This window comes from Mesorhizobium sp. WSM4846, assembly GCF_055811415.1.
The window spans coordinates 30,830-43,378 of the sequence record NZ_JBVVPZ010000024.1 but is presented as its reverse complement, the minus strand read 5'-3'; the positions used below and the strand labels follow the sequence as shown (position 1 = coordinate 43,378).

At 62.6% G+C, this 12,549-nt stretch carries 16 protein-coding genes; 8 read left to right on the top strand and 8 right to left on the bottom strand.

The features are described 5' to 3' along the window. Positions 1–112 precede the first annotated feature (112 nt). The 8 genes from AC0L15_RS20005 to AC0L15_RS19970 form a co-directional block, all read right to left on the bottom strand. Complete coding sequence (locus AC0L15_RS20005) at positions 113–1,144, bottom strand: peptidoglycan -binding protein (protein WP_023800005.1); 1,032 nt, start codon at positions 1,142–1,144, stop codon at positions 113–115. A 1-nt stretch (position 1,145) separates the two neighbouring features. Then, positions 1,146–2,171, bottom strand: coding sequence for a MotA/TolQ/ExbB proton channel family protein (locus AC0L15_RS20000; RefSeq protein ID WP_023800004.1), 1,026 nt, complete (start codon positions 2,169–2,171; stop codon positions 1,146–1,148). A gap of 115 nt (positions 2,172–2,286) precedes the next feature. Next, a complete protein-coding gene (gene trhA, locus AC0L15_RS19995; RefSeq protein WP_287247060.1) occupies positions 2,287–2,979 on the bottom strand; it encodes a PAQR family membrane homeostasis protein TrhA in 693 nt (230 codons plus the stop codon). A gap of 103 nt (positions 2,980–3,082) precedes the next feature. Then, the gene (locus AC0L15_RS19990; RefSeq protein ID WP_287247061.1) at positions 3,083–3,883 is read right to left on the bottom strand and encodes an inositol monophosphatase family protein; all 801 of its coding nucleotides are present in this window, start codon (positions 3,881–3,883) and stop codon (positions 3,083–3,085) included. Between the two features lie 81 nt (positions 3,884–3,964). Then, positions 3,965–4,531, bottom strand: a complete 567-nt coding sequence (gene efp / locus AC0L15_RS19985) for an elongation factor P (protein ID WP_023800001.1) — start codon at positions 4,529–4,531, stop codon at positions 3,965–3,967. Positions 4,532–4,705: 174 nt separating this feature from the next. After that, positions 4,706–5,737, bottom strand: coding sequence for a tetratricopeptide repeat protein (locus AC0L15_RS19980; protein ID WP_287247063.1), 1,032 nt, complete (start codon positions 5,735–5,737; stop codon positions 4,706–4,708). A gap of 1 nt (position 5,738) precedes the next feature. Beyond that, positions 5,739–6,386 (bottom strand): thiamine phosphate synthase, encoded by a 648-nt coding sequence (locus tag AC0L15_RS19975; protein WP_473496837.1) that lies wholly within the window; start codon positions 6,384–6,386, stop codon positions 5,739–5,741. Positions 6,387–6,519: 133 nt separating this feature from the next. Further along, complete coding sequence (locus AC0L15_RS19970; RefSeq protein WP_287247065.1) at positions 6,520–7,440, bottom strand: DMT family transporter; 921 nt, start codon at positions 7,438–7,440, stop codon at positions 6,520–6,522. A 133-nt stretch (positions 7,441–7,573) separates the two neighbouring features. Between AC0L15_RS19970 and AC0L15_RS19965 the strand changes: the two genes are divergently transcribed. The 8 genes from AC0L15_RS19965 (at position 7,574) to ruvA (ending at position 12,527) form a co-directional block, all read left to right on the top strand. Beyond that, positions 7,574–8,032: an Lrp/AsnC family transcriptional regulator gene (locus AC0L15_RS19965; RefSeq protein ID WP_287067963.1), complete on the top strand. Its 459-nt coding sequence runs from the start codon at positions 7,574–7,576 to the stop codon at positions 8,030–8,032. A gap of 117 nt (positions 8,033–8,149) precedes the next feature. After that, positions 8,150–8,920 (top strand): sulfite exporter TauE/SafE family protein, encoded by a 771-nt coding sequence (locus AC0L15_RS19960; protein WP_287247066.1) that lies wholly within the window; start codon positions 8,150–8,152, stop codon positions 8,918–8,920. 189 nt (positions 8,921–9,109) lie between these two features. After that, positions 9,110–9,514: a hypothetical protein gene (locus AC0L15_RS19955; protein ID WP_023799995.1), complete on the top strand. Its 405-nt coding sequence runs from the start codon at positions 9,110–9,112 to the stop codon at positions 9,512–9,514. A gap of 400 nt (positions 9,515–9,914) precedes the next feature. Continuing rightward, positions 9,915–10,445 (top strand): protease adaptor protein RcdA, encoded by a 531-nt coding sequence (rcdA, locus tag AC0L15_RS19950; protein WP_287067967.1) that lies wholly within the window; start codon positions 9,915–9,917, stop codon positions 10,443–10,445. A gap of 65 nt (positions 10,446–10,510) precedes the next feature. Then, positions 10,511–11,020, top strand: coding sequence for a crossover junction endodeoxyribonuclease RuvC (gene ruvC / locus AC0L15_RS19945; RefSeq protein WP_287247067.1), 510 nt, complete (start codon positions 10,511–10,513; stop codon positions 11,018–11,020). Positions 11,021–11,179: 159 nt separating this feature from the next. After that, the gene (locus AC0L15_RS19940; RefSeq protein ID WP_287247068.1) at positions 11,180–11,449 is read left to right on the top strand and encodes an AbrB/MazE/SpoVT family DNA-binding domain-containing protein; all 270 of its coding nucleotides are present in this window, start codon (positions 11,180–11,182) and stop codon (positions 11,447–11,449) included. After that, positions 11,427–11,840 (top strand): type II toxin-antitoxin system VapC family toxin, encoded by a 414-nt coding sequence (locus tag AC0L15_RS19935; protein ID WP_287247069.1) that lies wholly within the window; start codon positions 11,427–11,429, stop codon positions 11,838–11,840. Before AC0L15_RS19940 ends, AC0L15_RS19935 begins: the two co-directional genes overlap by 23 nt. Positions 11,841–11,906: 66 nt before the next feature. Beyond that, positions 11,907–12,527 (top strand): Holliday junction branch migration protein RuvA, encoded by a 621-nt coding sequence (gene ruvA, locus AC0L15_RS19930; protein ID WP_287067974.1) that lies wholly within the window; start codon positions 11,907–11,909, stop codon positions 12,525–12,527. The last annotated feature ends 22 nt before the right edge of the window (positions 12,528–12,549 follow it).

The following is a 12,549-nucleotide window of genomic DNA, read 5'->3' as shown; positions in this document are numbered from 1 at the left end:
ACATAGCTAGGAGCGATCCGCGGCAAAGTGTAATCAAAAAAAGGTAATCTTTTCAGGCCTTGCTAGCCTGCATCGCCGCCCTAAGTGCGGCCGCCGCCTGGAGCCGGGGCGATCAGCGCTCGGTCAGTTTCAGCTCGATGCGGCGGTTCTTGTTGCGCGCGTCTTCGGTATCGGCGGGGTCGAGCGGCTGGAATTCGCCGAAGCCGGCGGCAACCAGGCGGTTGGCCGGCACGCCGTTCTCGATCAGGAACTTCACCACCGAGGTCGAGCGCGCCGTCGATAATTCCCAATTGTCGCGGTAGCGGCCGGTGCCCGACAGCGGCTTGTCGTCGGTGTGGCCGTCGACGCGCAGCACCCAGTTGATCTCCGGCGGGATCTCCTTCTGCAGGTCGATGATGGCGTCGGCGAGCTTCTTCATCTCGTCCTTGCCGGCATCGTTGATCACTTCGGAGCCTGTCGGGAAAAGCACTTCCGACTGGAAGACGAAGCGGTCGCCGACGATTCGGATGTTCTCGCGGTCGGCGAGGATTTCGCGCAGGCGCCCGAAGAAGTCGGACCGGTAGCGGTTCAGTTCCTGCACACGTTGCGCCAGCGCGACGTTCAGGCGGCGGCCGAGATCGGCGATCTTGGTGTTGGACTCGCGATCGCGCGCTTCCGACACGTTGAGCGCTTCTTCGAGCGCTCCGATCTGCCTGCGCAACGCCGAGATCTGCTGGTTGAGGATTTCAACCTGGCTCAGCGCCTGCTGGCTGATCTGGCGCTGGTTGTCGAGTTCGCCTGAAAGCGCCGTGGCCCGCTGGTTGGCGGCGTCGCCGGCACCGGCGCCTTGCGCCAGCAATTGCTCGAGCCGGCTCTTTTCCGCCTCCGACGCCGACAGCGATGCCTGCAAATTGGCCAGCGAATCTTCCTTGTCCTGCGTTGTCGAGCGCTCCAGCGCCAGAAGCTGGGTCAGTTCGTTGATCTGTGAATTGAGGCGGTTGAGCACCGTGTCCTTGCCGGAGATTTCGCGACCGAGCAGGAACTGCGCCAGCACGAAGACCGTGAGCAGGAACATGATCGCGAGCAGCAACGTCGACAGCGCGTCGACGAAGCCCGGCCAGTAATCGATACGGCGATCGGCACGCCGGCTCCTGGCGAGAGCCATGCTAATGGACTCCAGTCTTCTTCAAGGCGTCGGCGATCTTCTCCAGAGTGTTGCGCATCGCCTTCTGCTCGTCCGACTGGGCCTCGACCCAGTCGCGCATGATCTGCTGCTCCGAGCGCATGTTCTTGACCAGGCCCGAAATGCCGTCGGCAAGGTTGGCCATGGCGGTGGCGACACGCGGATTGGCGCCGCCGCCGTTCTCTTGCATGCTGCGCAGTCTTTCCGACAGGACGCGGATCTCGTCGGAGGACTCGACCCTGGGCGGTTCGGCGACGACGATGTCGGAGGACAGGTCGGTGACCGAGGACAGCCAGTTTTCGAGCTCGGTGTAGAAGCGTGTCTGGGCGCGGCCAGCCTGCAGGTCGAGGAAGCCGAGCACCAGGGAACCGGACAGGCCGAACAGCGAGGACGAGAAGGCGGTGCCCATGCCGGCCAGCGGCGCGGAAAGCCCGGCCTTCAGAGATTCGAGCACGGCGGCGGCATCGCCGGTACCGGGATCGAGCGAATCGATGGTTTCGCGGATTGAGCCGATCGTGTTGAGCAGGCCCCAGAAGGTGCCAAGCAGACCAAGGAACACCAGCAGCCCGACAAGATAGCGCGAGGTGTCGCGGCTTTCGTCAAGGCGGGTGGCGATCGAATCGAGCATGGTGCGCATTGAGCTGGTCGAGAAGGCGATCGTCGGCGAGCGGCCGATCATCGCCTTCATCGGCGCCAGCAGCACCGGTTCGGTGGTTTCGGAGCCGGCCCGAAAAGAGTTGACCCAGCGCACTTCGCGAAACAGCCGGCCGACCTGCGCGAAGGCCAGCAGGATGCCGACCGCAAGCACGCCGACGATCAGGCCGTTGAGACCGGGATTGGTGGCAAAGGCTGTCGAGATCTGACGGGTCAGGATGGCGGCGATGAAAGCGACGATCATCAGGAAGATGACCATGGTCAGGAGAAAGACCTGCGGGCTCGACAATTTGTGCGGATCGTACATCAGCACGTCGGAGCGCCTGCCCATGCCGAAGGATTTGAGTAAAGCCATCCGTGCCCCGTTTCCGATGCCGCCGCCGCCGCCAATTCACGTTTGACGGCGACTCTAAACGCAATTGTGACCAAATTGAATGGCGCTTGGCAATATTGCCAAGCGGACCATTGCGTTAGGGTCGGTTGATGACCAGGCAGTCGACCATGGCGGCAAGATGCAGGCCGGCGCCGGTGACGACAAAGCCGTGCCACAGCGCATTGTGGAAGCGCAGGCCCTTCCAGGCGAAGAAGATGACGCCGCAGGAATAGACGATGCCGCCGGCGACGATCAGCGCGATCGATGTCGTCGGCAATGTCTGGACGAGCGGCTCGACAAGAACGATGCCGCTCCAGCCGATGGCGAGATAGAAGACGATCGCCAGCCGGTCGAAGCGACCAGGAAGAAGCACTTTGATAGCGATGCCGACCGCTGCCGCGACCCAGACCAGGACGATCATCGAGATGGCCAGCGGCGAGCCGTCGAGTTGGGCGAGGAATGGCGTGTAGGTCGCGGCGATCAGCAGGTAGATCGCGGCATGGTCGAAGCGCCGCAATATCCACTTGGCTGGCGACGACACCGGCCACAGATTATAGGCCAGCGACACCGACAGCACGGTGAGCAGCGAAACCACGTAGAAAACGGCGGCGATATATTCGCCCGGACCGGCATGGAAGGCGGCCAGCGCCAGCAGCGTCGAGCCGGCGGCAATGGCGAGCACGATCCCCACCGCATGGACGATGCCGTCGGCGATCATTTCGGCGCGCGAATAGTGCCAGCGTCCCATGAAGGGGATTTCGATCCGGGATTCGGGGCCGACGTGCGTCATGAATGATCCTGCATCCCTTATCTGGGCGGATGCCGGACAATATTTCAAGCTTTGGTTGCGGTTTTGCGACTGCGGCGGTTCAGCGCGCCAAGTCCGCTAGAGCCTAGCGCGGCGCCACCGGCTTCCTGACGGCCTTCAACAGCGCACGCTGGATGATCTCGTTGCCGACGACGATCGAGCCGCCATCCAGCATGTTCTGCCCGCCGGCGAAGTCGGAGATGAAGCCGCCCGCTTCGCGGATCAGCAGGATGCCGGCGGCGACGTCCCAGGCCGACAGGCCGGTTTCCCAGAACCCGTCCATGCGGCCGGCAGCGACGTAGGCGAGATCGAGCGAGGCGGAGCCGAGGCGGCGCACGCCCGAGACTTCGGCCATCACGTTGCGCAGCTCGACCAGGAAATTGCCATGCTGGCCGCGCCCGAGATGCGGCACGCCGCAACCGATCACCGTGTCGATCAGCTTGGTGCGGCCGGCGACCCGCAGCCGACGGTCGTTCATGAAGGCGCCGCCGCCGCGCTCGGCGGTGTAGAGTTCGTCCATCGCCGGATTGTAGACGACACCGGCGACGATCTGGCCCTGGCGCTCCAGTGCGATCGAGATGGCGAAGAGCGGAATGCCGTGCAGGAAATTGGTGGTGCCGTCGAGCGGGTCGACGATCCAGCGGTGCTGGCTGTCGTCGCCTTCGATCAGGCCGCGCTCCTCCATCAGGAAGGCATAGCCCGGCCGAGCCTTCGACAGCTCGGTGAAGAGGATTTCTTCTGCCTTGCGGTCGGCCTGGCTGACATAGTCGCCCGGCCCCTTCATCGAGACCTGCAGGTTCTGCACTTCGCCGAAATCCCGCGACAGCGAGCGGCCGGCCTTCATGGCGGCCTGGACCATTACATTGAGGATTGCGGAACGCGCCATAGTGTCTCTTCCTGCTGCCTCGCCTATTTGCTTTGAGGCATGATCTTATCCAAAAAGTCTGCAACTTTTTGGGATCATGCCTTAGTCGGCGCGGCGCACGTAAGTGATTTCGTTGGTGTCGACGATGATGCGCTCGCCCGAACCGATGAACGGCGGCACTAGCACACGGATGCCGTTTTCCAGCATCGCCGGCTTATAGGATGAGGCGGCCGTCTGACCCTTCACCACCGGATCGGCTTCGGTGATCGTCAGCGTCACCTGGTCGGGCAGTGAAATGCCGATCGGCCTTTCATCATAGAGCTGGACCGTCACCATCATGCCGTCCTGCAGGAAGGCGGCGCGATCGCCGACGAAATCCTTTTGCAATTCAAGCTGCTCGTAGCTTTCGGTGTCCATGAACACCAGCGCTTCGCCCTGTTCGTAGAGGAAGGAGAAATCCTTCATCTCCAGTCGGATCTGTTCGACGGTTTCGGCGGAGCGGAAACGCTCATTGAGCTTGGTACCGTTGATCAGGTTCTTCAACTCGACCTGATTATAGGCGCCGCCCTTGCCTGGTTTGACAGCGTTGGTTCTGACCGCCACCCACAAGCCGCCATCGTGCTCGATGACGTTGCCGGGACGGATTTCGTTGCCATTGATCTTGGCCATGATGATGTGATCCGGAATGAGATTTTCGCGACGAAAGCGAATTGGCGCCTCCAAGACCACAAATCGCCAGGAGAGGCAAGCGATTGGGCAAGAGGGGGAGTGGACAGGAGGGGGAGTAACGGCGGAGCCATCCCTCGTCTGCATCCGCTGCCGATATTCACTGTCCGCGACGCTTTACGGCAGGCGGTTGGCCTTCTGCAGCGCCTGCTTGGTCTGGTCGTCGGTCAGGCCCTGCAGAAAATCGTCCATCTCCGGATCGATCAGCCCGGCGCGCCGTGCGACGACGTACCAGGCCCCGGCAAGGATCGGATCCGGATCGGTGCCGATGCCGCCCATGTAAAGCTTGGCGAGGCGGTTCTGGGCGGCGACATTGCCGCCCTCGGCGGCCTGTTTCATCCAGCCGAAGCCGGACTTCAGGTCGCGGGCGCCACCGCGTCCCTCGATCATCCAGGCAGCGAGATCGATCTGCGCCGTATCGTAGTTCTGCCTTGCTGCCTGCGCCAGCAGGCCGCGCGCCTGGGCATCGTCGCGCAGCTTGCCGCCGACGCCATTGGCATAGACCTGCGCCAACGCATATTGCGCGTCGGCAAGGCCGGTCGCGGCGGCGCGCTGATAATAGGACACCGCCTTTGCGATGCCGGCATCGCCGGGGTCCTGCTGGACCAGCAGCTGAGCGAAATTGAACTGCGCCAGACGGTTGCCGGCCTCGGCGGCGGCCTGCATCAGCGCGTAGGCCCCTTTCTCGTCCTTCTTGACGTAGCGGCCGTCGAGCAGCATCAGCGCATATTGGAACTGCGATTCCGGTATGCCCTGCTCGGCGGCAAGCGCGTACCACTTTGCCGCCCCCGCCGCGTCGACCGGCACGCCAAGGCCGCGCGACAATATCTCTGCGATCAATGTCTGCGCCGCCGGATCGCCGTTCTGGGCGCGAGCCAGAGCGAGGTTGTAGGCCGTCTTGTAAAGGCCGCGCTGGAAGGCGCCATAGGCAGAATCCGACGGCTTTGCACCGAAGCGGTCGGGATTGATGGCGTCGGCCGACGGCAGCGGCGCCGTGGTGGCAGGCTGCGGCAGCGGCGTGGCGATCGGCTTGTCCGTGTTTGCAGCGATGTCGGGCTTCGGTTGCGGCAACGGGACGGTTTCCGCCACGGCGACCCGCACCGTGAGCTGCGCAAGCAAAGCACCGAAAAGGATTGTCGGCGCGGGCACGTCAGTCCTCGAAACGCGGCGCGGTTTCGTCGAGCAGCGCATTGGCGCTGGCGATTGCCGTCTTTGAGTCGACGCCGTCGGCAAAGACGGCGCTGGACAGCGCCACGAACTCGGCGCCGGTGGCAGCCACCGCTTCCACCGAAGCGATGTCGGACCCGGCCATGACGATGCAAGGGATCTGGATCACATCCGCCCACCATTGCCCCAGCGACAGGTTGCGTGGGTGCGGCTCCGGCTTGTTGTCGTAGCCGAAGCGGCCGAAGAAGATGTAGTCGGGCCTGAGCTCGCCGAGTTCCAGCGCATCGTCGCGGGTTTTGGCGCCGCCGGTGCCGACCATCATTTTTGCCTGAAAACGTTCGATCGTCTCGGCGAGTTCGGTCTTGCCGGCCTCGACATGAATGCCATCGGCCTGGACGCGACCGGCGATGCGGGTGTCGCCGGCAATGATGACAGCGATGCCTGCCGCTTGCGCCGCCGGCACGGTCTGTTCGGCGAAGGCCTGGAAGGAGGCTTCGTCCATGTCGTTTTCGGGCAGGATCAGCGAGGCGACGTCGCCGCCCTCGAACGCCGCGCCGATGCGCTCAGCCGGCACGCCGGGCGGCGCGATCAGCACGATGCGGCAGCGATTTGGAGGCGTTGCGTCGTTCATTGGTTTTTGACCCCGGTTTTCGCCTATGCCGGGCGAAGATGGTTGCATTGCGGCATAGAGCAAAGTGCCGGCCTTGAACAGGCGGGCGGCCAGGACCATTGGCGCATGATTGTCGCACGGCGACGTTCTTGCCTCACTTGATTGCCTGGGTGCTCTCGGCTGGAGTCTTCGATTGCCACAGCGTCCAGCCAAGATTCATGCCGGCGGCGGCGACCAGAATGGCGGCGCCGCCGACCATCTGGGCCGGATGCAGCCGGTGGCCGAAGGCGACGACATCGACCAGGATCGCGACCACAGGGTAGATGAAGGACAGCGACCCCTGCAGATAGGTTGGCAGTTTCTGAATGGCGCCGTACATCAGGATGTACATCAGACCGGTATGGACGACGCCAAGCGTCGCCAGCATGCTCCAGCTCCACACGTCGGCGGGAAGGTGGGAAAGGTTGGCGAAGGGTGCCAGGATGACGATGCCGACGCAGACCTGGATCAGGGCGATCAGGTGCGGCGGCGTGCCTTTGAGCTTCTTGGTGACGATGGCGGCGACGGCCCAGAAGAAAGCCGCACCGAGCGCCATCGCGATGCCGATAAAATAATCTGTGCCGACATCGGAGCCTGCATCGGAGCCGGCATCAGGCGAGCCTTGCACGATCAGCAGCATGCCGGCGAAGGCGATGCCAAGCCAGGCCGCCTTTGTCAGGGTCAGCCGCTCTGAGAAGAAGAGCGCGCCAAAGCCGACCAGCATGAAGGGCTGCGTGTTGTAAACAGCCGTGGCGATCGAGATCGAGGCGCGGGAAAACGAGCTGAACAGCAGCAGCCAGTTGACGACGATGGCAGCACCCCCGAGAGCCGAGATCGCCACGATGCGCAGTGACAGCCTGCCGCGCAGCAGCCCCAGGGCAGCGCAGATGATCAGCAGCGTTATCGCGCCGAAGGCGCAGCGCCAGAAGACGACGTCCATGATGGGCTCGCCCGACATGACGACGAACCATCCGATCGTGCCGAGGATCACCATTGCGGCCGTCATTTCGACCGTGCCACGCACCGTGCTGTCCATGAATATCGCCTCTCGAAACCCTGATGGGCGATAATCCCATGCCACATCAGCGCTTTCTATAATTTGCGCTAGGTGATATGCCAGTTGTGCCTAATTAAATAAGGTAAAGACGGCTTTTTCCTGGGAATGTCAAATGCTGGACGATCTGGACCGACGCCTTCTCGAAATCCTGATCAAGGATTCTCGAACCTCATTGAAGCAACTGGCCCAGCAGGTCGGACTGTCGTCGCCGAGTGTCGCGGAACGCCTGCGTCGGCTGGAGGATCGTGGCGTTATCAGGGCCTTCACCGTCGAAATCGATCCCCAAGCGCTCGGCTACACCTTGCAGGCGATCGTTCGCATCCGGCCCTTGCCGGGCAAGCTGCATATTGTCCAGAAGCTGATCGAGGAGATCCCGGAGTTTGGCGAATGCGACAAGGTGACGGGCGACGACTGCTTTGTTGCCCGGCTGTTCGTGCGCTCGATCGGCGACCTCGACAAGCTTCTCGACCGCATCGCCGACAAGGCCGAAACGAGCACAGCCATCATCAAGGCGCAGCCGATCCGCAGGCGCCCACCGCCGCTCGCCGCAACCGCCTCCTCAAAACCGTGACAGGCCTCAGCACGAACGACCACAGCGTCGTGTGCGCATTTGCATTTGCAGTCGCGGCGCGAAGGTTTATCGGCTATTCCAGCGTCTACACGCTTTCCCTCCAACTGCTCCCCGCCGATGTCAGGCCTGCTTCTCGATCCGTGGTTCTATGCCGCCGCCGTTCCAGCCGTCATCCTGGTCGGTCTGTCCAAGGGCGGCTTTGGCGGTGCGGTCGGCTTCGTCGGCGTGCCGCTGATGGCGCTGGCCATGCCGCCGGTGCAGGCAGCCGCCATCCTGCTGCCCATACTGTGCCTGATGGACGTCGTCTCGGTGTGGGCATGGTGGGGGGTCTACGACCGCAAGATGCTTGCGGACATGATGCCGGGGGCCGTGATCGGCATCGGCCTCGGCTGGCTGACCGCGGCGCTGGTGACAGCGGAAATGGTGCGGCTGATCGTCGGCGCCGTGGCGATTATCTTCGTGCTTCGCTGGGTCTATCTACAGGTGCGGCATGGTGCGAGCCACTCGGTCGAGCCCAACCGCGCGGCTGCCGCACTCTGGGGGACGGTCGCCGGCTTCACCAGCTTCGTCGCCCATGTCGGCGGCCCGCCCTTTCAGGTCTATGCGCTGCCGATCCGGCTCGATCCGAAAGTGCTGTCGGGCACCGCCGCAATCTTCTTTGCCGCCACCAACGCGTTGAAGCTCATCCCCTATTTTGCGCTCGGACAGTTCGACACCACCAACCTGACCGCATCGGCGGTTCTGGTACCGCTGGCGCCGCTCTCGACCATCGCCGGCGCCTGGCTGGTGCGGCGGATGCGACCGGAACTGTTCTACCCCTTCACCTATGCGACCGTAGCGGTCGTCGCGGTCAAGCTCCTGTGGGACGGGATCGCCGGCCTTCTCTAGATTGCCAGCCGATGGAAGTTGCCGGCAGCCGAGCCGTCAGCAGCGTCACGGCGGTTCCAGGCGGGCGCGATGCGACATCGTCCAGAAACATTGCCGATGCTAATGCGCCGATGCCGGGGACCCGGTGGCGGGGCGACCGCCTGATCTCAACCCATTCCCATGACGGGAAAAGGCAATTCGGGGCATAACATGCAAAAGGTAGCACGAAACTTCTTCACGCTGGCCGTCTTCTACGCACTCGCCGGGATGGCGCTCGGCCTACAGATGGCGATCAGCAAAGATCATGCGCAGATGCCAACCCACGCCCACATCATGGTGGCCGGATGGCTGATGTCAGCGGTGTTTGCATTCTTCTACCATCTGTTTCCGGCAGTCGCGGAAAAGACGCTTGCCACCGTCCATTTCTGGTTGACGGCAATCAGTGGCACCGGACTGTTGATCGGCCTTTACATCATGCTTGCCGGCAACCCGGCGATCGAGCCGCTGGTGGCAACATCCTCGATGGGCTTTTACGCGGGGCTGCTGCTGTTCGCTTACATCGCGCTGCCGGTGGTGTGGAAAGCCGAACGGCATGCTGAGACGCAAAAGGCCTGAGTCCAAAGATCTGGGCCCCAAAAAGCCTGGAGTTATTGTGCTGTTACGGCACAGGCGGGCGACGCTTGATCAAAAAATATCCTCGCCGTTAAGGCTTCATTAAGCTTTACAGGCGTTTACTATGCGCATCCAGTGATCTGGATTCTTACCGAGTGGTTGGAGCCACTTTGTTTGACGCCTCCCTGTTAAACTCCTGAGAGCCGCCTTATCCGCGGCTCTTTTTTTCGGCGACCCGGATTGCCGGTCGCCCGCGCCGCTGCGTCGCCGTTAACCGTTTGTTAAACATGTGCTTGCCTTCACCGGCGGCGAAGCGCATTTTCAAGCCTCGGTCATTTAGGGTGCAGGCGTGGCGGCGATGACGCCGATTCGGCCGGCTGTAAGGCAAGTGCAGGGCGTATCGATGAACGATCCTTCGAAGGGAAGCGCGAAAACCATCAAGCTGGCGGAGCGCCGAGTTTTCTCCCAATCCTTCAAGCCGCTCTACCAGGAAGGCATGGGCCTGGTCGAGCAGGCGGCCGAATATCTGGACGGCAAGGGCCGGGCCGAGGCGAAGAAACTGTCCAGGCTGGCGGCGACGCTCTATGCGGCCGAGTCGATGCGACTGACCACGAGGCTGATGCAGGTCGCCTCCTGGCTGCTTCTGCAGCGGGCCGCGAATTCCGGCGAAATGACTCGCGATCAGGTTGCTTCCGAAAAATCCAAGGTGCGTCTCGACACCGCTTCCGCCAACAACGATGCCGCAGGCTGGGTCGAGCTGCCCAAGGATTTTCTTGACCTCATCGACCGCTCGCTGCGCCTGCAGGCACTGGTGCGCCGCATGGACGAGGAAATCTACGGCGGCGCCGTGGCCGAGGCTGCGCCATCCGGCCGCCGCACCAATCCGGTTTCCGACCAGATCACGCTGCTCAACACGGCTTTCGCCCGCGGCTGACAGGCCTGTTTCTGGTTTGTTCACTTTTCGCTGGCATCGCTGTCCGCCACGGGTAGACTTGGCGGATGGGGGAAACGATTCGCATCATCGGCATCGATCCGGGGCTGAGGCGCACCGGCTGGGGTATCGTCGAGAGCCTCGGCAACTCGCTGCACTTCGTCGCCTCCGGCACCGTACGCTCCGACGACAAGGCGGCGCTGGCGACGCGGCTTTGCCAGTTGCATAACGGGCTCGCCGAGATCCTGCATGCCGCCATGCCGCACGAGGCGGCGGTCGAGCAGACCTTCGTCAACAAGGATGCGGCCGCGACGCTGAAGCTTGGCCAGGCGCGCGGCATCGCCATGCTGGTGCCGGCGCTGGCCGGCCTGGTCGTTGCCGAATATGCGCCCAACGCCGTCAAGAAGGCGGTGATCGGCGTCGGTCATGGCGACAAGAAGCAGATCCACATGATGGTCAAGGTGCTGATGCCGAAGGCGACGTTCGACACCGACGATGCCGCCGACGCGCTGGCCATTGCCATCTGTCACGCGCATCACCGGCAGAGCGTTGTCTACAGGTTGGCGGCGCTGGCCTAGAGCGACATGCGTCCATTTGGACGCACAAAGTACGCTCTAGCACTTTGAATCCACGCATCGTGCTTTCCGAAAATCGATTCCGATTTTCGGGCCGATGCGATAGGTTTGTTCTTGACCTGTTCTCGTGCCGGCAGTAAGTAATACATGTGAGGTATTACCATGCGGGTAACCATCAAAGGACAGGTGACGATCCCAAAAGAGATACGGGATCGCCTGGGCATCGGCCCAGGCTCGGAGGTGGAGTTCTTGCCTACCGAGGACGGTGTCCGCGTTGTTGCGGTCAACGAAAACATTTCCGAAGAAGAGGCTTCTCGCAAATTCAGCCAACTGCTCGATCATATGGCCGGCACGTTGGATCTGGGAGGCATGACGACTGACGAATATATCGAGTGGCTGAGGGGTCCACGTGAAGATCTCGACATTGATTGACACAAATGTCCTGATTGATGTTTGGGGTCCCGCCGGACGGGATACGAAGTGGTCGGCGTCGGCGATCACCCAATGCCGGCGCGATGGCGCGCTCGTTGTCAACACAATCGTCTGGTCCGAACTCGCTCCGCTGATAGCCACCGAACTCGCACTTCGTAAAGCAGTCGAGACGCTCAAGATGGAACGCGAACTCTTGCCCTGGGAAGCGGCATTCCTTGCCGGCGTTACGCATTCCCGCTATCGCCGCGCAGGCGGGCTCCGCGAACGAACGCCGCCGGATTTCTTTATTGGAGCCCATGCGGTTGTCGCTGGGCATCGTTTGCTGACGCGCGATGCCGCGCGCTACCGCCGCTACTTTCCGGATCTCGATATCTTGTCTCCTGAAACCTAGCCATGAGGGCCCGTATCCATGAGAGTCTTGTATCCATGAGAGCCTTGGCATGATCGGCAAGCTGAAATGATCGGCAAGCTCAAAGGCACGCTGGACGAAATCGATGAGGATTTCTGCATCATCGACGTGCACGGCGTCGGCTATGTCGCCCACTGCTCGACGCGCACGCTGGCCGCCTTGCCGGCCCCCGGCGAGGCGGTGGTGCTGTTCATCGAGACCTATGTGCGCGAGGACATGTTGAGGCTGTACGGTTTCCAGTCGGTTCTGGAGCGCGAATGGTTCCGGCTGCTGATGAGCAATGTGCAGGGCGTCGGCGCCAAGGTGGCGCTGGCTATTCTCTCGACGCTGGCGCCGGCCGATCTCGCCAATGCCATCGCGCTGCGTGATATTGCCATGGTCAGCCGCGCGCCCGGCGTCGGCAAGAAGGTGGCCGAGCGCATCGTCACCGAACTGAAGAACAAGGCGCCGGCCTTTGCGGGCGCTGCCTCCGGCACCATCGGCCTGAAGCAGGAGCTTGGCGAAGGCGTCGCGCCGGCGCCGATCACCGACGCCGTCTCGGCGCTGGTCAATCTCGGCTATTCGCGCGATACCGCCGCCAATGCGGTGGCGGCGGCACTGAAAAGCGCCGGCGAGGACGCGGATGCGTCGAAGCTGATCCGCTTCGGACTGAAGGAACTGGCGCGGTGAGACATTGCCCGAGAAATAAATT

Bases quoted from the DNA above. Each gene is read 5' to 3' on its own strand.
- AC0L15_RS20005 (WP_023800005.1), bottom strand. From the start codon at position 1,144: ATGGCTCTCGCCAGGAGCCGGCGTGCCGATCGCCGTATCGATTACTGG.
- AC0L15_RS20000 (WP_023800004.1), bottom strand. From the start codon at position 2,171: ATGGCTTTACTCAAATCCTTCGGCATGGGCAGGCGCTCCGACGTGCTG.
- trhA (WP_287247060.1), bottom strand. From the start codon at position 2,979: ATGACGCACGTCGGCCCCGAATCCCGGATCGAAATCCCCTTCATGGGA.
- AC0L15_RS19990 (WP_287247061.1), bottom strand. From the start codon at position 3,883: ATGGCGCGTTCCGCAATCCTCAATGTAATGGTCCAGGCCGCCATGAAG.
- efp (WP_023800001.1), bottom strand. From the start codon at position 4,531: ATGGCCAAGATCAATGGCAACGAAATCCGTCCCGGCAACGTCATCGAG.
- AC0L15_RS19975 (WP_473496837.1), bottom strand. From the start codon at position 6,386: ATGAACGACGCAACGCCTCCAAATCGCTGCCGCATCGTGCTGATCGCG.
- AC0L15_RS19970 (WP_287247065.1), bottom strand. From the start codon at position 7,440: ATGGACAGCACGGTGCGTGGCACGGTCGAAATGACGGCCGCAATGGTG.
- AC0L15_RS19965 (WP_287067963.1), top strand. From the start codon at position 7,574: ATGCTGGACGATCTGGACCGACGCCTTCTCGAAATCCTGATCAAGGAT.
- AC0L15_RS19960 (WP_287247066.1), top strand. From the start codon at position 8,150: ATGTCAGGCCTGCTTCTCGATCCGTGGTTCTATGCCGCCGCCGTTCCA.
- AC0L15_RS19955 (WP_023799995.1), top strand. From the start codon at position 9,110: ATGCAAAAGGTAGCACGAAACTTCTTCACGCTGGCCGTCTTCTACGCA.
- rcdA (WP_287067967.1), top strand. From the start codon at position 9,915: ATGAACGATCCTTCGAAGGGAAGCGCGAAAACCATCAAGCTGGCGGAG.
- ruvC (WP_287247067.1), top strand. From the start codon at position 10,511: ATGGGGGAAACGATTCGCATCATCGGCATCGATCCGGGGCTGAGGCGC.
- AC0L15_RS19940 (WP_287247068.1), top strand. From the start codon at position 11,180: ATGCGGGTAACCATCAAAGGACAGGTGACGATCCCAAAAGAGATACGG.
- ruvA (WP_287067974.1), top strand. From the start codon at position 11,907: ATGATCGGCAAGCTCAAAGGCACGCTGGACGAAATCGATGAGGATTTC.